Genomic DNA, 20,945 nt, shown 5'->3' with positions numbered 1-20,945 from the left:
GGGATGCCCCGATTCCTCTCCCGCCGCGCTCCTCGTACGAGCCTCCCGGCGGCTCCCCTCGCGCGCCCCGCCGGTCGCCGGTGGCGGACGGTCCTTTCGCTGGTCGCGCTCGCCGTGTGCGTGCTGGCCGGGCTGGTCGGGCAGCCGTCGGCCGGCCAGGTGCAGCGGTCGGCGGCCGGGGTGGCGGGGGCGGCCATGGACCAGTCCGCGCAGCCCTCGACGACCGCCCCGGCCGGCCCCTCCGCCCCGACCGATCCCTCAGGCCCGGCCGGCGCGTTCGGCCTGTTCGGCCCGGCCGTCGCGTCTTCCGGGCCGGTGTCCCCCCACCCGACCGCGCCGGCCTCCGGCGGTTCGGCGTCGCCGGTGCTGCGGCTGCCCGGCCCGGTGCCGTCGGCCGGCCGGGGCGGGTTCCGGTACGACGACCGGGCCGGCGAGGTGCTCGGCACGTCCGGCCGGCTGCGCCGCTACCGGGTGGCGGTGGAGCCGGAGACGGGCGAGGACGCGTCGGCGTTCGGCACGGCGGTGCAGGAGGCGCTGGCCGGGCCGGGGAGCTGGGTGGACGGCGGCCGGCTGCGGTTGCAGCGGGTGCCGGGCGGGGCCCCGCACGACTTCACGGTCCACCTGGCCACGGCGCGCACCGCGGGCCGGATGTGCGCGGCCGGCGGCGTCGACATCCGGGTGGGCGGCCGGCCGTACACCTCCTGCCGGGCGCCGGGAAAGGTGATCATCAACCTGGACCGGTGGCGGAACTCGGTGCCGCACTTCGTGTCGGCCGGCGTGCCGTTGTCGGTCTACCGGACGTACGTGGTGAACCACGAGGTCGGACACGAGCTCGGGTACCACCACGAGCGCTGCCCGAAGCCGGGCCGGCCCGCGCCGGTGATGATGCAGCAGACCCTCTTCCTGCGGGGGTGCGTGGCCAACCCGCAGCCGTACCTGGACGGCCGCCGGTACTCCGGCCCACCGCTCTGACCCGGGAGGCTGGCGACCGGGCGGCGCGAGCCGGCTTCCGGAGCGACGCGTGAGCCGGGCGACGTGAGGGCATTTCGCGGTAGCTGCGGTAAATGCCCGGAAATGACCGGCTGGTCTGGCAGGCTGGTGGCGTGACTTCGGCGTCCCCTTCCGGGCCGTCCCGCCCCGCCCGTCCGTGTCCTGACCTGGCCGGGTGGCGGGCGGGGCGGCTCCGCCCGCGTACGCTGCTCGCCGGCCTCGGTGGCCTCGCCGGGCTGGTGGCGCTCGTCGGGGCGGCGGCCCTGGTCCTCGGCGGCGGTCCTGCGGCCGGCCCCGCCGGCACCGGCGGAAGGTGGGTCCTGCCCGGCGGCGGCGCGGGGGACCAGGGCGTTCCGGCGGGCCCGGCCGCGTCGGCCGGCTGGCCGAGCAGCGGCCCCGGCCGGTTCGTCCCGGCGGCGGGCCAGACCCCGGTCCGGGGCGCGGCCGGCCCGGTGCGCCGCTATCAGGTGCTCGTCGAGCAGGGCACCGGCCAGGACGCGGACGCGTTCGCGGCCACCGTCGACGAGGTGCTCGGCGACCCGCGGAGCTGGATCGCCTCCGGGGAACTGCGGGTGCAGCGGGTGGCCGAGGCCGCCGACGCCGACTTCACCGTCTACCTGGCCACCCCGGTCACCTCCGAGCGGATGTGCGCGCTCGGCGGGTTGAGCACCGAGCGGTACACCTCCTGCCGGCTCCCCGGCCAGGTGATCATCAACCTGGCCCGCTGGATGGAGGCGGTCCCGGACTACGGCGCGCCGCTGGCGGTCTACCGCAGCTACGTGGTCAACCACGAGGTCGGGCACGAGTTCGGCGAGCTGCACGAGGCCTGCCCCGGGCCCGGCCAGGCCGCGCCGGTGATGCAGCAGCAGACGTACGGCCTGGATGGCTGCGTCGCCAACGCCTGGCCCTACCTCGACGGGGACCGGTACGCCGGGGAGCCGATCCCGGGCGTCTGAGATATTCCCGCTCCCGCATTTCGGGCGACGTGGCCCTGCTCATGGCCGAAGCCGCCGCGGCGAGCAACAATGGCGCGGTTGCCACCGCCGATCCCGGGGAGTCCACCGTGCCGTTGCCCCCGCTCGTCGAGCCCGCCGCCGAGCTGACCGTTGACGAGATCCGTCGCTACTCCCGCCACCTGATCATCCCCGACGTCGGGGTCGAGGGGCAGAAGCGACTGAAGAACGCCCGGGTGCTCTGTGTGGGCGCCGGCGGCCTTGGCTCGCCGGCCCTGATGTACCTGGCCGCCGCAGGCGTCGGGACGCTCGGCATCATCGACTTCGACACCGTCGACGAGTCGAACCTCCAGCGGCAGATCATCCACGGCGTCTCCGACATCGGCCGGTCCAAGGCCGAGTCCGCCGCCGCGTCGATCCGCGAGATCAACCCGCTGGTCGACGTGGAGATCCACAACACCGCGCTGGACCGGGACAACGTCCGCGAGATCTTCTCCAGCTACGACCTGATCGTCGACGGCACCGACAACTTCGCCACCCGGTACCTGGTCAACGACGCGGCGGTGCTGCTCGGCAAGCCGTACGTCTGGGGGTCGATCTACCGGTTCGACGGCCAGGCGTCGGTGTTCTGGGCCGAGCACGGCCCCTGCTACCGCTGCCTCTACCCGGAGCCCCCGCCGCCCGGCATGGTCCCCTCCTGCGCTGAGGGCGGCGTGCTCGGCGTGCTCTGCGCGTCGATCGGCTCGATCCAGGTCAACGAGGCGATCAAGCTGCTCGCCGGGATCGGGGAGCCGCTGGTCGGCCGGCTGATGGTCTACGACGCCCTGGAGATGGAGTACCGCAAGATCAAGGTCCGGAAGGACCCGAACTGCGTGCTCTGTGGCGAGAACCCGACGGTCACCGACCTGCTGGAGGACTACGAGGACTTCTGCGGCGGGGTCTCCGAGGAGGCCCAGGAGGCCGTCGTCGACGCGACCATCACCGCGGCCGAGCTCAAGGAGTGGCAGGACGCAGGCAAGGACTTCTTCCTGGTCGACGTCCGCGAGCCCGCCGAGTACGAGATCGTCCGGATCCCCGGCTCGACGCTGATCCCCAAGGGCGAGATCATCTCCGGCGAGGCGCTGGCGAGGCTGCCGCAGGACAAGCAGATCGTGCTGCACTGCAAGTCCGGCGTCCGGTCCGCCGAGGCGCTCGCCGCGCTCAAGGCGGCCGGCTTCGGCGACGCGGTGCACGTCCAGGGTGGCGTGCTGTCCTGGATCAAGCAGATCGATCCCTCGCTCCCCGCGTACTGAGCCTGGCGTAGGTGCCCCTTCCCGACGGAAGGGGCACCTACCCGTTCCTGTCGCTAGGCCGACCGTCCGAGGCGTGATCGCGTTTACGCCGGTAGCGTGGCTGCCGTGGTCGACTTGGAAGCCGCGATCGGCTTCGTGGTGGCGCACGGCGACGCGGTGGACCGCGCCCGGCTGTCCTGGCTGCGCGCCGGGGCCGCACCGTCGCCGGAGCTGCTCGACATCGCCGAGGTCGGCCAGACCCCCGACGGCGGCTGGCCGGCGGTCTGGGGCGGCGACGTAGCCTCGGTCGACGCCACCTGTTTCCGCCTCGCCGAGCTGGACGACCTGGGCGCCCTCGGTCGTCCCGCCGCCCGCCGGGCACTGGACTGGCTGGCGTCCCGGCAGCAGGCCGACGGCTGCTGGGAGGAGGCTCCCGCGCTGGCGGAGGCCTCCCCGGCGTGGGCCCGGCCGGGCGACCCCGAGGCCCGCCTCTATCTGACCGCCACCGCCGCCTTCTGGCTGACCGTGGCCGGCCTGGACGCCCGCGCCGCCGGGCCGCTGGACCGCCGGGTCGGTGGCGGGTACGCCGGGGTGGTGCACACCGCCGCCCAGGCGCTCGGCGCCGAGCTGAAGCCGGACGGCACCTGGCCGTCGTACCTGGCCGTCGGCTGGCTCAGCGCGGCGGTGTTCCACCGGCAGGAGATGTTCTACGAGTCGGCCCGGATCCAGGTGGTGCTCGCCGACCGGATGCCGGGGATCTCCCCGGCCGACGCCGCCTGGCTGGCCGCCGCGCTGCGCCGGGTCGGCGTCGAGGAGCAGCACTGGACTCTGGTCGCGGCGCGGCGCCGGCTGGCCGGGACCCAGCGCAGCGACGGCGGCTGGGAGAGCGACGACGGCCACCACTTCGACGTGCACACCACCCTCGCGGCCATCCGTGCCTGCCGCTGACCCGCCCGCCGCCCACGGCGGGAGCTTCCGGCGGTTCGTCGGCCGGTACGGCGGCCTGCTCATGTTCCTGGTGTTCGCGGTGCTCGCCGTCGTCCTGCTGGTGGTTTGGCGAACCTGGGACGTGGAGCTGCTGGAGTACGCCTGGTTCCAGCTACTGGTCTTCCTGGTGGTCGCCGCTCCGCTGGTGGCGCTGCGGTTCTGGGGCGAGGGCGCGCTGCCGCCGGCCGGGGGTACGGCGGGCCGGCGACGCCCCCGCGGTCAGCGCGAAAAGCCCCGCCGGTCGGGTCGCCGTCGCCGTCGCCGTCGCTGACCGGGCCCGCGCACCGCGCCTACCCCCGCAGGTGGCCGTCGCCCGTCACGACGTACTTGGTGCTGGTCAGCTCGGGCAGGCCCATCGGGCCCCGGGCGTGCAGCTTCTGCGTCGAGATGCCGATCTCCGCGCCGAAGCCGAACTCGCCGCCGTCGGTGAACCGGGTCGAGGCGTTCACCATCACCGCCGCCGCGTCCACCCGGGCCACGAACTCCCGGGCCGCCGACTGGGAGTCGGTGACGATGGCCTCGGTGTGGCCGCTGCCGTACCGGCGGATGTGCGCGACCGCCGCGTCGAGCGAGTCGACGACGGCGACCGAGATGTCGGCCGACAGGTACTCGGTGGCGTAGTCCTCGTCGGTGGCTGGCACCACCGCGTCGGAGTGCGCGGCGACCTCGGGGGAGCCGTGCACGGTGACCCCGGCCTCGGCGAACGCGGCCAGCACCGCCGGCAGGAACGCGTCCGCGATCCCGGCGTGCACCAGCAGCGACTCGGCGGTGTTGCAGGTGGACAGGCGCTGGGTTTTGGCGTTGAGGGTGATCGCGACGGCCTTGGCCAGGTCAGCGGCGGCGTCGACGTACACGTGGCAGTTGCCCACCCCGGTCTCGATCACCGGCACGGTCGACTCCTCGACGACGGTGCGGATCAGCGACGCGCCCCCGCGCGGGATCAGCACGTCGACCAGGCCCCGGGCGCGCATCAGCTCCTTGACCGAGTCGCGGCTGGAGGCGTCGAGCAGCTGCACCGCGTCCGCGGGGAGGCCCGCGTCGGCGACGGCGTCGCGGAGCACCGCGACCAGGGCGGCGTTGGAGTTCGCCGCCGAGGAGGAGCCGCGCAGCAGCGCCGCGTTGCCGGACTTCAGGCAGATCCCGGCGGCGTCCACGGTCACGTTCGGGCGGGCCTCGTAGATGATGCCGACCACCCCGAACGGCACCCGGACCTGCCGCAGCTCCAGGCCGTTGGGCAGGGTCGAGCCGCGGACCACCTCGCCCACCGGGTCGGGCAGCGCGGCCATCTCGCGCAGCGCGTCGGCGATGCCCGCCACCCGGCCCGCGTCGAGGGCGAGCCGGTCCAGCACGGCCGCGCTCAGCCCGGCCGCACGCCCGGCCGCCAGGTCCGCCGCGTTCGCGGTCAGGATCTCGGGGGTACGCGCCACCAGCGCGTCGGCCATCGCGACCAGCGCGCCGTCCTTGACGGTACGGGTGGCGACGGCCAGCGCCTCCGCCGCGTCCCGGGCCCGCCGGGCCTGCTCGTCGACGCTCATCACGTACTCCTCACGGTGTGGGGGAAAGGCCCCTGCCTACAGCAGTACCAGGTCGTCGCGGTGGACGACCTCACGTTCGTACGCCGGGCCGAGGGCCGCGGCGAGTTCGCCGGTGGACCGGCCGAGCAGGCCGGGCAGCTCGACGGCGTCGTAGTTGACCAGTCCCCGGGCGACCGGTGCGCCCCCGGCGTCGACCAGGTCGACCGGGTCGCCCGCGGTGAACGTTCCGTCGACGGCGGTGATCCCGGCGGGCAGCAGCGACTTGCGCCGGCCCACCACGGCCGCGACCGCTCCCTCGTCGAGGTGCAGCCGGCCGCGCGGGGTGGTGGCGTGGGCCAGCCAGAACAGCCGGGCGGTGGGGCGCCGCCGCCCGGCGTGGAACAGGGTGCCGACCTCCTCGCCGGCCAGCGCCCCGGCGGCCAGCGGCGCGGCGGTGAGCACCACGGGGATGCCGAAGCCGGTGGCGATCCGGGCCGCCTCGACCTTGGTGACCATGCCGCCGGTGCCGACCCCGGCCCGGCCGGCCCCGCCGACCTGCACGCCGGCCAGGTCCCGCTCGTCGCGGACCTCGGTGATCCGGGTCGACTCGGGCCGGGACGGGTCGCCGGTCCACAGCGCGTCGACGTCGGAGAGGAGCACCAGCAGCTCGGCGTGGACCAGCGCGGCGACCAGGGCGGCCAGCCGGTCGTTGTCGCCGAACCGGATCTCCTCGGTGGCCACCGTGTCGTTCTCGTTGACGATCGGCACGGCCCGCAGGTCGAGCAGCTTGCGCAGGGTCCGGTACGCGTTGCGGTAGTGCGCCCGCCGGGTCACGTCGTCGACGGTGAGCAGCACCTGCCCGACGGTCAGGTCGTGCCGGGCGAAGCCGGCCGCGTACCGGCCGATCAGCAGGCCCTGGCCGACGCTGGCCGCGGCCTGCTGGGTGGCCAGGTCGCGCGGGCGCCGGGTGAGGCCGAGCGGGGCGAGCCCGGCGGCGATCGCGCCGGAGGAGACCAGCACCACCTCGCGGCCGGCGGTGGCGAGCGCGGCGAGGGTGTCGACCAGCGCGTCGACCCGGGCGTCGTCGAGGCCGCCGGACGCCGTGGTCAGCGAGGACGAACCGATCTTGACGACGATCCGCCGGGCCGAGGTGACTGGTTCGCGCACCCGCCCATTCTGCGCGGTCGGTCCCGCCGCCACCGCCGCGGTTCCCATACTCTGGCCGGTCGGGACGGGTTGAGGAGTGGCGGACGTGACACCTGAGGAGTACGTCGAGGCGGTGCTGGACCTCGTCGAGCGGATCCCGGCGGGCCGGGTGATGTCGTACGGCGCGGTCGCCGACGCGCTCGCCGAGCGCTCGGGGCGGGCGTCGGCGCGGCTGGTCGGGTCGATCATGGCCCGGCACGGGGGCGGGGTGCCGTGGCATCGGGTGGTGAACTCCGCCGGCCGCCTGCCGCCCGGCCACGAGGTCGAGGCGCGGGCCCGGCTGCGCGCCGAGGGCGCCCCGCTGCGTCCCTCCGGGGTGGACATGGCGGCGAGCTGGTCGCCGGAAGAGGGGATGTGACCCCGGCCATAACGTGAGTAACATTCGGCGTCATGACGCTGTCGCCGGCCGGACCCGGCACGCCGCCCGGGGAGCCGACCCGCCGGGTGAACGGCGGGCTGCCCCGCCGGGTGCACGTCGGCTATGCGCTCGGCTCCCTGGCGACCGGGGCCTTCGGCACGGTGCCAGGGCTGCTGCTCCTGCCGTACCTGACCGACACCCTGGGCGTCGCCGCCGGGGCGGCGGCCCTGCTGGTGCTCCTGCCGAAGGCGTGGGACGTGCTGGTCAACCCGGTCGTCGGCCGGATCTCCGACCGGACCAGGTCGCGCTGGGGGGCCCGCCGGCCGTACCTGCTGCTCGGCGGGCTCGCCCTCGCCGTGCTGTTCGCCGCGATCTTCGCCGCCCCGTTCGGGTCGGGCCCGGCCGCCGCCGGGTACGTCGCCGTCGCGTTCCTGGCCACCGCGACGGCGTTCGCCTTCTTCCAGGTCCCGTACGTGGCGATGCCGGCCGAACTGACCGACGACCACGCGGAACGTACCCGGCTGATGAGCTGGCGGATCGCGGTGCTGGCGGTGGCCATCCTGGTCTCCGGCGCGGTCGCCCCGGCCGTGGTGACCGCCGGTGGCGACGGCGTCCCCGGGCACCGCTGGATGGGCCTGTTCGTCGCCGCGCTGATCGTGCTCGGCGCGGTCGGGGCGTTCCTCGGCACCCGGGGCGCGCCCACCGGCACGGTCGGCGAGAGCGAGCCGACCCTGCGCGCCCAGCTCGCCGTCGCCGGGCGGAACCGGCCGTTCCGGGCGCTGCTGGTCTGCTTCGTGATCCAGTCGGCCGGGGTGGCCACCATCCTGGCCGGGGTCAGCTACTTCGCCGGCCAGGTGCTGCGCGACCCGGACACCGGCCCGACCGTGCTGTTCGCCTGCTTCGTCGGGCCGGCGCTGCTGGTGATGCCGCTGTGGACCCGGGTCGGCGCCCGGGTCGGCAAGCGGGCCGCCCTGATCGCCGCGTCGGTGCTGCTCGCGGCCGGCGCGATCGCGCTGGTCGCCGCGCCGGTGCTGCCGGCCGTCGCGGTCTACCTGGTGGTCGCGGTGATCGGCGTCGGCTACGCCGGCCAGCAGGTCTTCGCGCTGGCCATGCTGCCCGACTGCATCGCGTACGACACCGCCCGCACCGGCCGTCGGCAGGCCGGCGTGTTCACCGGCCTGTGGACGGCGGGGGAGACCTTCGGTCTCGCCCTCGGCCCGGGCGTCTACGGCCTGGTCCTCCACCTCAGCGGCTACGTCTCGTCCGACACCGGCGCGGCGGCGGCCCAGTCCGACACCGCCCGCCTCGGCGTCCTGCTCGGCTTCACGATCCTGCCGGCCCTCCTGGTGGCCCCGCCCCTGCTCCTCCTGCGCCACTACACCCTCACCCCGGCCGACCTGACCACCGCCGCCCCCACGCACCGCTCCGCCGATCATGGAGTTGTGCTGGGGGAGAAAAGCCGCTGACCGCCACGAGAAGGGCACCACCACCTGATGATCGACGACCAGGACACCGGCCGGGCGCTGCCGGAGCGCGGGGTGCCGGCCGAGCGGGTGCTCCGGGAGATCCGGGGGCTGCGCGAGGGGGACCGGCCGACGCACGGGGGGCGGCTGTTCGCGTACGTGTACGACCCCGCCGTGCCGGGGCTGGACGAGCTGGCCGCCGCCGCCCACGCCGGGAGCGCACACGTCAACGGGCTCGACCCGACCGCCTTCCCGTCCCTGCTGGCGATGGAGAACGCGCTGGTCGGGGCGGCGGCCTGGCTGCTCGGCGGCGGCCCCGGCACGACCGCCCCGGACGTCGTCGGCAGCGTCACCAGCGGCGGCACCGAGTCGCTGATCCTCGCCGTGAAGGCCGCCCGGGACGCCCGCCCCGACGTCGCCGAACCCCGGATCGCGGTGCCGGTGACCGCGCACGCGGCGTTCGCCAAGGCGGCCCACTACCTGCGGATGGCCCTCGACCCGGTACCCGTCGACCCGGACACGCTGCGCCCGTCGGCCGCCGACGTGGCCGCCGCGATCCGCCCCGACACCGTGCTGGTGGTCTGCTCCGCCCCCTCGTACGCGCACGGCGTGATCGACCCGGTCGCCGACATCGCGGCGGTGGCGGAGGCTGCCGGGGTGCGCTGCCACGTCGACGCCTGCTTCGGCGGCTGGACCCTGCCCTGGCTGCGCCGGCTCGGCGCCCCGGTGCCGCCGTTCGACTTCGCCGTCGACGGGGTCACCTCGATCTCGGTCGACCTGCACAAGTACGCGTACGCCCCGAAGGGCGTCTCGGTGTTGCTGCACCGCGAACCGGGGCTGCGCGCCCCGCAGTACTTCGCGTACGCCGACTGGCCCGGGTACACCATGATCAACCCGGTGATCGCCTCCACCCGCTCCGGCGGGCCGATCGCCGCCGCGTACGCCACCCTGCGCCACCTCGGCGAGGACGGCTACCTGCGGCTGGCCGGAGCCACCCGGGACGCGGTGGCCGGGCTCGCCGACGCCGTGCGGGGCGTCGACGGGTTGCGGCTGATGGCCGAGCCCGAGTCGACGGTGGTCTGCTTCACCTCCGTCGACCCGGGGCTGGACCTGTTCGTGCTGGTCGACGAGCTGACCGTGCGCGGCTGGCACACCCAGCCCCAGCTCACGTACGGCGAGCTGCCGGCCAGCGTGCACCTCACGGTGACCGCCTCGGTGGCCCCCCGGGTGGCGGAGTTCGGCCCGGACCTGGCCGACGCGGTGGCGGCGGCCCGGGCCGCCGGGCCGGTCGAGCTGCCCCCCGAGCTGACCGCGCTCGCCGCGACCCTGACCCCGGACGCCCTGACCCCGGAGCTGGTCGCCGGCCTGGCCGCCGGCCTCGGCCTCGGCGGCCCGGTCTCCGGCGGTCCGGTCTCCGGCGGTCCGGTCTCCGGCGGTCCGGCTTCCGGCGGTCCGGCCGACGGCGGGGCGGGCGCGGGCGGGGCGGTTCCGGACCGGACGGCCACGGTCAACGCCCTGCTGAACGCCGCCCCGCCGGCCCTGCGGGAACGCCTGCTGGTCGAGTTCGTCGGGCTGCTGCAACGCCCGACGTACTGAGGCATCTCCCCGGTCGAGCCGCACCGGCCCACCCGGTCCCTTCGTGACGGTAGGGGCGACCGGCCCCGCCCCGGTCACCCCGCAAGCCGGGGCCCGCCGCCACCGTCCCGGCCAGCAGGACGACCGCTGCGGCGACGGCCGGAGCGGCGGTGCGGTTGCGCAACCGCCGGTACGCCCGGCGGCGCGGCACGTCCGGGTCGGGTGCGGCGACCCGACGCATGCCGGCGGAGCGCAGCTCGGCGAAGGCACCCACCAGCCGGTCGGTTTCCTGGGGCCAAGGATCCATCTCAGTCCACCGTCCTTCGGGTGGGGCCGTCGGCGGCCACGGCGGAGCCGTTGCCCCGTCGAGTGGGCTCCCCGCCGTCGAGGCCGCCCCGTCGTGCCGGCTCGACGTCGCCGAGGTGGGCGGCCAGTGCGGTCCGGGCGCGGTGCAGCCAGGACTTGACCGTGCCCGGAGCCACCCCGCAGTCCTCGGCGATCTCGTTGACGGTCAGATCTGCCAGGTAGAACAGCACCACCGCCCGCCGGTGGTCGGTCGGGAGCGTGGCGAGGGCGGCGGTCAGCGCGACCCGGTCCGGGCCAGGGCCGTCCACCACCTTCGGCCGCTGGCGCTGGGTGAACATCCGGGCCAGGCGGAGCCGGCGCCACCGGCTGATCGCCGTGTTCCACGCCACCCGCCGGACCCACCCGACGGGGTCCGTCGTAGTGGGCGATCCGGTCCTGGCGGGGCCACGCCCGGCTGAACGCCTCCTGTACCAGGTCCTGTGCCTCGCCCATGTCGCCGACGAACGCGTACAGCTGCACCACCAGCGGCTGGAAGTGGTGGCGATAGACCTCGTCGAAACCCGGAGCAGCACTGTCTGCCACCACGGCCCTTACCTCGATCGTCGGTCGCTCCGGGGTTGCAGGCACCGCCGGGGCGGGAGGGGTGCGCGGCCGTGGGGAGACCCGCGGTCGCGCGTCTGTCGAGGTCATCGGGTCGGCGGTGTTACGGGGAAGACACCGCCAACCCCGCCGAACGGTTGCAGCGCAGACCCGTCGCCTACCTGACAGCCCTCGGCCACCCGCGAGGCGGTCCACGGCCGCCCGCTGGCTTGTTCGCCCGCTGGCTTGTTCGCGCGTCGGCTCGTTCGCGGCCCGGGGCGGCGGAGCGACCGGTCGGCCGGGGTGGCGGCTGTGGTTGACTGGCGCGGGGAGAGAGGGGGCCGGTCGTGCAGCTGCCGGGAGTGCTGGGAGAGCCGATCCGGTTCGTGCTGAACTGGGGCCGTCGCTACTCGCTCTGGGTGTTCAACTTCGGCCTGGCCTGCTGCGCGATCGAGTTCATCGCCACCAGCATGGGCCGGCACGACTTCATGAGGCTCGGGGTGATCCCGTTCGCCCACGGCCCGCGCCAGGCCGACCTGATGGTGGTCTCCGGCACGGTCACCGACAAGATGGCCCCGGCGATCAAGCGGCTCTACGACCAGATGCCCGAGCCGAAGTACGTCATCTCGTTCGGCGCCTGCTCCAACTGCGGCGGCCCGTACTGGGACTCGTACTCGGTGACCAAGGGCGTCGACCAGCTCATCCCGGTCGACGTCTACGTGCCCGGCTGCCCGCCGCGCCCGGAGGCGCTGCTGCACGCCATCCTGCGCCTCCAGGAGAAGATCGCCGCCGAGCAGTCCGGCCTCGGCGGAGTCGCCCGCCCCGACCCGCTCGCCTCCCCGGCTGACGCACCCGTGCCACCGGCCAGCGCGCACCCGCCACGCCCGGTGGAGTCGCTGACCGCCCCGCCGGTCCGTCCCCCAGCCGACTAGGGCCTGTATCGACATCCACCGTCGTGGGTGTGAGTGCGATAGCTGCGGCTCGATCGACAAATTGCGGCGAAGGCCCTGACCATGGTGCAGGCCCTGGCCGATGTGGGTGGGCGTGTGAGGTGGGACAGCGGGCCAGCCGTCCAAGCGGCCGGGGTGCCAGGCGGGTAATGGCACCTCGTCCCTTTGCTCTGCTGCCGCCACCGCAACACCAGCACCGCCGCGCAGCACCAGCATCGCCGCAGCACCAGCATCGCGCAGCCGCTTCGCGTCGGGGCCCGGCACGAGGGGTCGGCAGAACCGTCACGCTCCGCGAGCGTTGCACAGGGGGCAGCAGAGCAAAGGGGGCGCTAGCGGTGTTGCCCGCCGGTCGGCGACGACGTCGGCGTCGGCGTTCCCGCCCCCGCCCCCGCCCCCGGGGGTGGGACTTCACGATCGTCTGCTGATTTTGGAGAACTCGCCCGGCGTGTCGCCTCACAAATCAGCAAACGATCACGCCGCGACAGGCTGCCGTGCACCCCCACGCCACCGCGCACATCGTCGCCATCAACGGGTTGGCTGCAACGATGACTTCGCCGCAGGTCCTTAACCCCACCCACCCCATCCCAACCCATTCTGCGCGATCTTGCAGTTATGGCCCGGACAAATGGGGTGGAAGACCCTCGGTGGGGGCGCTAAGTGCAAGATCGACGCATCAGGAGTGGGAACGACGGCGAGGGGAGGGAGGGGAGCGCGTTAGGGCTCCTCGTCCACCAGGCGTCGGGTGCGCCCGGCGTACGCCCGGACCTCGGCGGAATCCCAGATGCGTCCGACGGAACGGGGGCCACTGGTGACGGCCCGCGCGATCAGGGCGGGTGATCTGCTGCACCTGACCCGCGACGCGAGCCCGCAGTCGTCCGCCCGATCGTCGTGCGGGTGATTCGGGAACTGGCAGACCGGCACACGTACCACGGCTGGACCTGGGTCGAGGCGTACGAGCTGGACGCCCGCAGCGAGGCGGTCTTCCGAGCCGTCCCACCTGGCGCTGCCGGGCGTGCGGCATCGTCTGGCCCTGCTCCCCGTCGAAGCTGCGCCTCCTCGCCGAGTACAGGGGGAATCGCGTCGGCCTGCTGATCCACCTCGCCGCCCTTCAGGTGGAGGCCGCCGCGGAACTGGCTGAGGTCGTCCCGCCCGCCAGGCTGGCCGAACGCTTCACCGGCTGGGCCGGCCGCCCTGGGTAGGCAGCCCGGTGGCGGACAAGGGCTAGCCTGCGGTCCATGACCCAGTCTGCGGACCAGCGTTCCGCCTTCATCGTCGACGTGCTCACCGAGGAGTTCGGCGCGTCGATGGCGCTCGACCCGGCGGCGTTCCGCCGCAAGTTCCGCAAGATGGCCGCCTCACCGTTCGCCTTCTACCGGGGCAGCGCCTCGCTCTTCTACGCGGACCAGCGCGGCGACTTCGCCGACGACGCGTTCCTGGACGAGCGCACCAGCCGGGTGTGGATCCACGGGGACCTGCACGCGGAGAACTTCGGCACCTACATGAACGCCTCCGGGCAGCTCGTGTTCAACGTCAACGACTTCGACGAGGCGTACGTCGGGCCGTTCTCCTGGGACCTGAGGCGCCTCGCCGCCAGCGTGGCCCTGCTCGGGTACGCCAAGGCGCTCTCCGACCGTGCGATCAGCGACCTGGTCACCGGCTTCGCCCGGTCGTACCTGACCGAGCTGGGGGCGATCGCCGCCGGCGGGGACGACGCGATCGGCTCGATCACCCTGGACAACGCCGACGGGGTGCTGCGCCGGGTGCTCCAGCAGGCCCGGCTCAACACCCGGGTGGACCTGCTGGCCGCGCAGACCACCGTCGACAACTACGATCGCCGGTTCTCCCTCGGCGACGGGGTCTTCGAGATCGACGACGACACCCGGGCCAAGGTCTGCGCCGCCTTCCAGGACTACCTGGGCACCCTGCCCGAGTCCTCGGCCCGGCTGCGCCCGGTCTCCGCCCACATCAAGGACGTCGTGCTGCGTAAGGGGGTGGGCATCGGCTCGGCCGGGCTGCCGTCGTACAACCTGCTGCTGGAGGGGCACACCCAGGCGCTGGAGAACGACGTGGTCATCTACATGAAGCAGGCCCAGGTGCCCGCGGTGGCCCGGCACATCGAAGATGAGCGGGTGCGCGGCTACTTCCGGCACCAGGGGCACCGTACGGCCGAGTCGCAGCGGGCGCTCCAGGCGCACGCCGACCCGTGGCTGGGCTTCACCGAGCTGGACGGGGCCGGGCAGCTCGTCGCCGAGGTCTCCCCGTACGCGGCCGACCTGGACTGGGCGGACGTCAACGAGCCGGAGGAGCTGGCCGGGGTGCTGGCCGACCTGGGCCGGGCGGTTGCCCGGATGCACTCGGTGGCCGACGACGAGTCCAGCCACGACCTGGTCGACTACTCCACCGAGGAGGCGATCGTCGCCGCGGTGGACGCCGACCCCGACGGGTTCGTCACCGGGCTGGTCGAGTTCTCGCACGCGTACGGGCTGCGGGCCCGCGAGGACCACCAGCTCTTCGTCGACCTGTTCCGCAACGGCCGCCTGCCCGGCATCTGACGGCAGTGCCGCCCCGTCTGCCCCGGTCGGTTGCCTGGAGCCTGTTCGCGATTGCCCTGTCCAGCTTCGTGGTGGGCGTCGGCTGGGAGACGTTCGCCGGCGACAACATGCAGAACCACCCCTACCTGGTCAACGTCCTGTCCGGCATGACGGGCTTCTCCAGCAGCGCCCTGGTGGTGACCCTCGGCGTCAGCCGTTTCCTCCGGCGGGAGTACGTGCGGCGGTGGTCGCCGGTGATGGGCGACGCCGTCGGACGGGTCTCCGAGGACGTGACCGACGTGCACAGGTGGTTCCTGCTGGAGGGGGCGGTGCTGCCGCGCCAGCCCTGGCGCCGGGGTGGTCCGCTGCTCGACGACGAGCTGTACTTCAGGACCCTGCGACTGGTCAACGAGCACGGGGTGCCGGAAGCGGTCTCCCGGGAGCAGTTGGACGTCCTGCTCCGCCTGCTGGACCGGCTGATCACCCGCTCCGTGCCGGCCTTCGAGAAGGCCTTCGACGTGGTGGCGGAACCGGACCTGGACCGGGTCGTCGGCGAGTTGCGGCGGATCGCCGAGGTGCTGTCGGACGGGGTGGAGGGGAACGTGCTCCAGGGCGCCCTGCTGGAGGTGCTGCTCGGCACGGGTGAGCTGTTGAAGGCGCTCGCCGCGGGTGAGAACTACCGGCTGCACAAGGCGTCCGTGCTGCGTCGCCGAGGTTCCGCCCGGCCGCGGTGACCCCGTGCCCCGGGCGGGATCACCCGCTCAGGCGGTGAAGTCGAGCACCACCTTGATGTCGTCGGGGGTGGAGGTGTACGCCTCGGCGTACGCCTCCACCGGCACCCGCCGGGTGATCAGCGAATTCAGCCAGGCCGGGTCGGCCCGGGCGAGGGCCTCGGCGGCCAGGTCCCAGTGGCGGCGGTTGGCGTTCACCGAGCCGAACACCACGTGGTTCTCCAGCACCAGTTCCCGGTTGAGCGCCCCGGCGTCGAATTCGATGCGCCGGCCGCCGCTGGACACCCCGGTCAGGCAGATGATCCCGGTCGGCCCGGCCTTGCACATCGCGTCCAGCACGACCACCGGCGCGCCGGTGCACTCAACGATCACGTCCGGATCGAAGTCGAGCTGCGCCACCGACTCCGTGTGGTACGTCGCGCCGAGCGCCCTGACCAGGTCCGGCTTCGGCCCGGTGGTGGCCCGTTCGAGCACGTGTACGGAGAACCCGCGCTGGGTGGCCAACAGCGCCGCCAGCAGGCCGATCGGCCCGGCCCCCGTGACCAGCACCGTCTGCGGCTGCCACTCGGCGCGGGCGCCGATCCGTTCGATGTGGTCCCACGCCTTCGCCACCACCGAGGTCGGTTCCAGCAGCACCCCGACCGGGGCCAGGGCGGGGTCCAGGCCGACGGCGAACCTCGGCTGTACCCGCCACCGGTCCCGGGCGAAGCCGGGCAGCGCCTTGATCCCGTGCTCGGTGTACTCGCCGTTTCGGCACATGTCCCACTCGCCGACCGCACAGTTGGGGCAGGGCACCGGATCGGGGTGCCGGACGATGCCGGCCACCAGGTCGCCGGGTTGCAGCGTGCCGCTCGGGTCCTCCAGCACCCGGCCCAGCGACTCGTGCCCGAGCACCAGGGTCGACGCGCCGGGCTGGGCCTCGCCGTAGTCCCCGGCGACGATCTCGTGGTCGGTGCCGCAGATCCCCACCGCGAGCGCCTCGACCAGGATCGCGCCCTCCTCGGCGGGCGGCTCGGGATGGTCGTGCACCAGGCGCAGTGAGTTCGGGACCCCGGGGGTGACAGTCACGGCGCGCACGACCTCATCTTTCCCCGCCGGGCCGGCCGCCGCCGGGCAAAGCGGCGATCCGGCCGGCCGCCGCCGGGCAAAGCGGCGATCCGGCCGGCCGCCGCCGGGCAAAGCGGCGATCCGGCCGGCCGCCGCCGGGCAAAGCGGCGATCCGGCCGGCCGCCGCCGGGCAAAGCGGCGATCCGGTCCGCCGCCGCCGGGCAAAGCGGCCATCCGGTCCACCGCACGAGGACCCGTGTGGCCCGCGGCGGGGGCGGCCCGCCGCGGGTGGCCGGCGTCGGCCATAGGATCAGCGGCATGACTCCGGAAGAGGTCGGCCGGCGGCTGGTGGCGCTGCTCGCCCCCGTCGAGGCCACCGCGTCGGTCTCCGGCGGCCAGGCGTACGCCCGGGCCACCGTGGACGTACCCCCGGCAAGCTGGCGGGACGCGCTGGCCGCCGCCCGGGACGACGCGGACCTGGCCTGCGACTTCTTCGACTGGCTCTCCGCCGTCGACCAGGTCGCCGACGGCTGCGAGGTGGTGTCCCACCTCTGGTCGACCGGCCACCGGCACGGCCTGCTGCTGCGCACCAGGGTCCCGTGGGACGAGCCACGGGTGGCCTCGGTCGTCGACCTCTACCCGGGCGCGGCCTGGCACGAGCGGGAGACGTACGAGATGTTCGGCGTCGACTTCCCCGGGCACGGCGAGCTGAGGCCGCTGCTGCTGCCGCCGGAGTTCGAGGGGCACCCGCTGCGCAAGGAGTTCGTGCTCGCCTCCCGGGTGGCGAAGCCCTGGCCGGGCGCGAAGGAGCCCGGCGAGTCCGGGGCCGGCGGTGGTCGGCGCCCGATCCGCCCGCCGGGCGTACCGGCTCCGGGGGAGTGGGGGACGACGCCGACGCCCGCCGGCGCGGCCGGGGTCGGCGAGGGGCCGCGCGGCGGCACGCCCGCCCGACCGGCCCGGGAACGCCCGGCCCGCCCTGCCCCGGCCGAGCGCCCCGCCGCCCCCGCCCCGGCCGAGCCACCGGCCCACCCCGGTTCGGGACCGGGTTCGGGTTCGGCGGGCGACGACGCCGGCGGGAACGGAGGTACGGCCTGATGCCCGACTGGTTGGAGGCCGTCCTGCGGGTGGTCGGCGTGCTGGCGGCCTTCCTCGTCCTGCCGCTGGTTGTCGGGCAGACCGAGCACAAGGTGATGGCGCACATGCAGGGCCGGCTCGGCCCGATGTACGCGGGCGGCTTCCACGGCTGGGCCCAGCTCGTCGCCGACGGGGTCAAGTTCGTGCAGAAGGAGGACGTCACCCCGCGCGAGGCGGACCGGGCGGTGTTCCGGCTGGCCCCGGTGGTGGCCCTGGTGCCGTACCTGCTCGCCCTGCTGGTGATCCCGCTCGGCCCCGGTGACCTGGTCGGGCAGCCGCTGGACATCGGCCTGTTCTTCGTGCTGGCCGTGGTCGGGGTGGGCGTGCTGGCGGTGCTGATGTCGGCGTGGGCGTCGGCCAACAAGTACAGCCTGCTGGGCGGGCTGCGCGGGGCGGCCCAGCTGCTCGGCTACGAGCTGCCGCTGGTGCTGGCCGCCGCGTCGGTGGCCATGGCGGCGGGCACGCTGAGCCTGTCCGGGATCGTCGAGGCGTGGCGGCCCTGGTGGCTGCTCTGGCAGGCGCCCGCGATGATCGTCTTCTTCGTCGCCGGGCTGGCTGAGATCCGGCGGCCCCCGTTCGACATGCCGATCGCCGACTCCGAGCTGGTCTTCGGGTACATGACGGAGTACACCGGCCTGCGCTTCGCGTTCTTCCTGCTCGCCGAGTACGTCGGCATCGTGGTGATCGCCGCGCTGACCACCGTGCTCTTCCTCGGCGGCTGGCGGGGCCCGTTCGCCGACGAGCACCTCGGCTGGCTGTGGACGCTGCTCAAGGTCTTCGCCGTCGCGTTCGTGATCATCTGGCTCCGGGTGGCGTACCCCCGGCTGCGCGAGGACCAGCTCCAGCGCCTCTGCTGGCTGGTCCTGGTCCCCGCCTCCCTGGCCCAACTCGTCCTGACGGCCGCCATCCGCATCACCCTCTAACCCACCCCCCACCCCCACCCCCTCCCCACCCACCCCCTCTCTCCCGCGATCTTGCAGTTGCGGCCCCGGCACAAGGTGCGAAAGGTGCATCACGGGGGCCCAAAGTGCAAGATCGCGGGGGAGGAGGGGCGGGGGAGCGGGGCGGGGGAGCGGGGTGGGGTCAGGGGAGGGGGGTGTGGGTTGGGTCGACCTGCTCGGTGGGTGGTGGGGGTGGGGGCGGGGTGCCGTTGCCGAAGGGGCGGCCACCGAGCTGCTCGCGGCCGTGCGGGGTGAGCCAGTTGGCCAGGTCGGGGCCGAGCGGAACGATCCCGGTCGGGTTGATGTCCCGGTGCACCTCGTAGTAGTGCCGCTTGATGTGGTCGAAGTCGATCGTGTCGCCGAACCCGGGGGTCTGGAACAGGTCCCGGGCGTACGCCCACAGCACCGGCATCTCGGCGAGCTTCTGCCGGTTGCACTTGAAGTGGCCGTGGTAGACCGGGTCGAACCGGACCAGCGTGGTGAACAGCCGCACGTCCGCCTCGGTGATCGTGTCCCCGACCAGGTACCGCTGCCCGGCCAGCCGCTCGGCCAGCCAGTCCAGCCGGTCGAACAGCCGGTGGTACGCCTTCTCGTACGCCTTCTGGCTGCCGGCGAAGCCGCACCGGTACACGCCGTTGTTGACGTCGGCGAAGACCACCGCGTTGACCTCGTCGATCTCGTCGCGCAGCCGCTCCGGGTACAGCTCCGGCGCGCCCTCGCGGTGGTACGCCGTCCACTCGGTCGACAGGTCCAGGCTCATCCGGGCGTAGTCGTTGGTGACCACCTGCCCGGTCGGCACGTCCACGATCGCCGGCACGGTGATGCCCCGCTCGTACCCGGGGAACCGGGTGAAGTACGCGTCGGCCAGCCGCTCGATGCCGAGCACCGGGTCCCGCCCGCCCGGGTCCAGGTCGAACGTCCAGCTCCGGGCGTCGTGGGTCGGCCCGGCCACGGCCATCGAGATGGCGTCCTCCAGGCCCAGCAGCCGGCGCACGATGATCAGCCGGTTGGCCCAGGGGCAGGCGCGGCTGACCGCCAGCCGGTACCGGCCCGGCTCGACCGGCCAGCCGTCCCGCCCGTCGGTGGTGATCCGGGTGGCGATGTACCGCTGGTCGCGGGTGAACTCCCTGCCGGGCTCGACGTACTTCCCGCCGGTCGTCGCCTCTGCCTCGTTGCCCTCGTTGCCCACGTCGCCTCCTGGTGCCCGCCGGTCGTCTCCGTCCGTCCCATCTTGGCCGATTTCCGGCCTGAGGGCGGGGTCCGGGTCCGGGTGGCCCCCGGACGCGGACCCGCGTGCCCCGGGGCCGCCGGTCCATGGTGGCTAGGCTGCCCGGGTGAACGATGTGGAGGCGGCGGCCCGACGCTTCATCGCCGACGTGTGGAACGGCCGGCGCGAGGAGTCCGCGTACGAGCTGGTCGCGGCGGAGTGCCCGGGGCTGGGCGGGACCGGCCCGGAGGCCGCGCTGGCCTGGCACCGGGAGCGGCGGGCGGCCTTCCCGGACCTGCGCTACAAGACCGTGGACGTGGTGGCGTCCGAGGAGCGGGTGGCCGTGCACTGGCGGGCCGCCGGCACCCAGGCCGGCGCGTTCGGGCCGGTGCCACCCACCGGCCAGGTGGTCAGCTTCTCGGGGGCGTCGTTCCTGCGCTTCGACCCGGCGGGGCGGATCGCCGACGTGTGGCACTGCACCGAGCTGTTCCAGCTACTCCAGCAGCTCGGCGTCGAGGTGCTCCCGCCGGTCACAGGTGCCGGGGCGTGATCCGGCCGACCGGCAGGTTGACCGGGAACGGCTCGCCGGTGTCCACGACCTTCGTCCAGCGCCCGGTCTCGGTGTAGACCTCGTCCACCGGGTCGATCCTGTGCGTGTGGACGACCAACCCGTCGTCCTCCACCTCGATCCGCCAGAAGTACGGGATGCCGGCCTGCGCGTAGAGGGCGGGCTTGAGCACCCGGTCGATGGAGAGGGTGCTGGGGGAGACGATCTCGACCGCGAGCACGACCTCGTGCGCCTCGTACCGCGACGGCTGGCGCCGCGCCGCGACCGACGTGGTGACCAGCACGTCCGGGATGAAGGAGCGGGTGCGGTTGATGCGCACCTCGACGCCCTGGGTGACGTCGTACTCGTCGGGGCAGTCTTCTTCGAGCGCGACCATGAGCCGGCCGGCGATGGTCTGGTGCACGCGGGTGGGGGAGGGGGACACGAGGAGCACTCCATCGAGCAGTTCGCGGCGGCGACCGTCCTCGGGCAGCGCGGCGAGGTCGTCGGTCGTCCACCCGCCCTCGGGCGGCTGGTCGCTCTGCAGCGCGGCGGTCATGGGAAAGGTCCTTCCCGGTGCGTCGTTCTCCCCGCGGTCACCGTACCGCCGCAATGCGCCGGGTGGTGGTCGCGCGCGCCGGGGGCACAGGGCAGG

Annotated in this window: 17 protein-coding genes and 3 pseudogenes; 14 read left to right on the top strand and 6 right to left on the bottom strand. The window is 74.1% G+C overall.

Annotated elements, in window-relative coordinates; all coding sequences use genetic code 11:
• The first annotated feature begins 3 nt into the window (after positions 1-3).
• The 5 genes and pseudogenes from OG617_RS10720 to OG617_RS10700 all read left to right on the top strand — a co-directional run bounded on the left by OG617_RS10720 (position 4) and on the right by OG617_RS10700 (position 4,472).
• Positions 4-972, top strand: coding sequence for a DUF3152 domain-containing protein (locus OG617_RS10720; protein WP_405100887.1), 969 nt, complete (start codon positions 4-6; stop codon positions 970-972).
• Between the two features lie 131 nt (positions 973-1,103).
• Positions 1,104-1,946, top strand: coding sequence for a DUF3152 domain-containing protein (locus tag OG617_RS10715; protein WP_405100885.1), 843 nt, complete (start codon positions 1,104-1,106; stop codon positions 1,944-1,946).
• A gap of 1 nt (position 1,947) precedes the next feature.
• A pseudogene (gene moeZ, locus OG617_RS10710) lies at positions 1,948-3,235 on the top strand (adenylyltransferase/sulfurtransferase MoeZ).
• A 105-nt stretch (positions 3,236-3,340) separates the two neighbouring features.
• Positions 3,341-4,162 carry a prenyltransferase/squalene oxidase repeat-containing protein gene (locus tag OG617_RS10705; protein WP_405100883.1) on the top strand — a complete coding sequence of 274 codons (822 nt, stop codon included), beginning with the start codon at positions 3,341-3,343 and terminating at the stop codon, positions 4,160-4,162.
• Positions 4,149-4,472, top strand: coding sequence for a hypothetical protein (locus OG617_RS10700; RefSeq protein WP_405100881.1), 324 nt, complete (start codon positions 4,149-4,151; stop codon positions 4,470-4,472). Before OG617_RS10705 ends, OG617_RS10700 begins: the two co-directional genes overlap by 14 nt.
• A 19-nt stretch (positions 4,473-4,491) precedes the next feature.
• Here the strand turns inward: OG617_RS10700 and OG617_RS10695 are convergent.
• Together OG617_RS10695 and proB are read right to left on the bottom strand one after the other, a co-directional pair.
• A pseudogene (locus OG617_RS10695) lies at positions 4,492-5,745 on the bottom strand (glutamate-5-semialdehyde dehydrogenase); the annotation flags it as partial.
• 27 nt (positions 5,746-5,772) lie between these two features.
• Positions 5,773-6,882, bottom strand: a complete 1,110-nt coding sequence (gene proB / locus OG617_RS10690; protein ID WP_405100879.1) for a glutamate 5-kinase — start codon at positions 6,880-6,882, stop codon at positions 5,773-5,775.
• A gap of 85 nt (positions 6,883-6,967) precedes the next feature.
• Here proB and OG617_RS10685 point away from each other — a divergent pair, with 85 nt between their 5' ends.
• The 3 genes from OG617_RS10685 to OG617_RS10675 are packed head-to-tail and all read left to right on the top strand — an operon-like array spanning position 6,968 to position 10,338.
• The gene (locus tag OG617_RS10685) at positions 6,968-7,279 is read left to right on the top strand and encodes an MGMT family protein (protein ID WP_396677281.1); all 312 of its coding nucleotides are present in this window, start codon (positions 6,968-6,970) and stop codon (positions 7,277-7,279) included.
• Positions 7,280-7,311: 32 nt separating this feature from the next.
• Positions 7,312-8,745: an MFS transporter gene (locus tag OG617_RS10680; protein ID WP_405100877.1), complete on the top strand. Its 1,434-nt coding sequence runs from the start codon at positions 7,312-7,314 to the stop codon at positions 8,743-8,745.
• Positions 8,746-8,772: 27 nt separating this feature from the next.
• Positions 8,773-10,338, top strand: a complete 1,566-nt coding sequence (locus OG617_RS10675; RefSeq protein WP_405100875.1) for a pyridoxal phosphate-dependent decarboxylase family protein — start codon at positions 8,773-8,775, stop codon at positions 10,336-10,338.
• 287 nt (positions 10,339-10,625) lie between these two features.
• Here the strand turns inward: OG617_RS10675 and OG617_RS10670 are convergent.
• Positions 10,626-11,313: pseudogene (locus OG617_RS10670) on the bottom strand (SigE family RNA polymerase sigma factor).
• A 236-nt stretch (positions 11,314-11,549) separates the two neighbouring features.
• Between OG617_RS10670 and OG617_RS10665 the strand changes: the two are divergent.
• From OG617_RS10665 to OG617_RS10655, 3 genes are all read left to right on the top strand, one after another.
• Positions 11,550-12,134: an NADH-quinone oxidoreductase subunit B gene (locus OG617_RS10665; RefSeq protein WP_405100873.1), complete on the top strand. Its 585-nt coding sequence runs from the start codon at positions 11,550-11,552 to the stop codon at positions 12,132-12,134.
• A gap of 1,253 nt (positions 12,135-13,387) precedes the next feature.
• Positions 13,388-14,704, top strand: coding sequence for a DUF2252 domain-containing protein (locus tag OG617_RS10660; protein ID WP_405100871.1), 1,317 nt, complete (start codon positions 13,388-13,390; stop codon positions 14,702-14,704).
• A 5-nt stretch (positions 14,705-14,709) separates the two neighbouring features.
• Positions 14,710-15,417: a hypothetical protein gene (locus tag OG617_RS10655; RefSeq protein WP_405100869.1), complete on the top strand. Its 708-nt coding sequence runs from the start codon at positions 14,710-14,712 to the stop codon at positions 15,415-15,417.
• Positions 15,418-15,444: 27 nt separating this feature from the next.
• Here the strand turns inward: OG617_RS10655 and OG617_RS10650 are convergent, their stop codons facing one another.
• Positions 15,445-16,491 (bottom strand): glucose 1-dehydrogenase, encoded by a 1,047-nt coding sequence (locus OG617_RS10650; protein WP_405100867.1) that lies wholly within the window; start codon positions 16,489-16,491, stop codon positions 15,445-15,447.
• Between the two features lie 288 nt (positions 16,492-16,779).
• Between OG617_RS10650 and OG617_RS10645 the strand changes: the two genes are divergently transcribed.
• Together OG617_RS10645 and OG617_RS10640 are read left to right on the top strand one after the other, a co-directional pair.
• A complete protein-coding gene (locus OG617_RS10645) occupies positions 16,780-17,556 on the top strand; it encodes an NADH-quinone oxidoreductase subunit C (RefSeq protein WP_405100865.1) in 777 nt (258 codons plus the stop codon).
• A complete protein-coding gene (locus tag OG617_RS10640; protein ID WP_405100863.1) occupies positions 17,556-18,518 on the top strand; it encodes an NADH-quinone oxidoreductase subunit H in 963 nt (320 codons plus the stop codon). Before OG617_RS10645 ends, OG617_RS10640 begins: the two co-directional genes overlap by 1 nt.
• Before the next feature lie 160 nt (positions 18,519-18,678).
• On the opposite strand, the gene OG617_RS10635 is transcribed toward OG617_RS10640, so the two are convergent.
• A complete protein-coding gene (locus tag OG617_RS10635) occupies positions 18,679-19,725 on the bottom strand; it encodes a glutathione S-transferase family protein (RefSeq protein WP_405100861.1) in 1,047 nt (348 codons plus the stop codon).
• 145 nt (positions 19,726-19,870) lie between these two features.
• On the opposite strand from OG617_RS10635, the gene OG617_RS10630 reads away from it, so the two are divergent.
• On the top strand, positions 19,871-20,293 hold the full coding sequence (locus OG617_RS10630; RefSeq protein WP_396670363.1) for an ester cyclase: 423 nt from the start codon (positions 19,871-19,873) through the stop codon (positions 20,291-20,293).
• Here the strand turns inward: OG617_RS10630 and OG617_RS10625 are convergent.
• The gene (locus OG617_RS10625) at positions 20,274-20,849 is read right to left on the bottom strand and encodes a Uma2 family endonuclease (protein ID WP_405100859.1); all 576 of its coding nucleotides are present in this window, start codon (positions 20,847-20,849) and stop codon (positions 20,274-20,276) included. The genes OG617_RS10630 and OG617_RS10625 overlap by 20 nt on opposite strands.
• Positions 20,850-20,945 lie beyond the last annotated feature (96 nt).

Origin of the sequence: Micromonospora sp. NBC_01412 (genome assembly GCF_045040215.1) — a bacterium.
In the GTDB taxonomy this organism is placed as follows: Bacteria; Actinomycetota; Actinomycetes; order Mycobacteriales; family Micromonosporaceae; genus Micromonospora; species Micromonospora rubida.
Note: the sequence above shows the minus strand (reverse complement) of the source record. Positions and strands in the feature narration are given on the sequence as shown.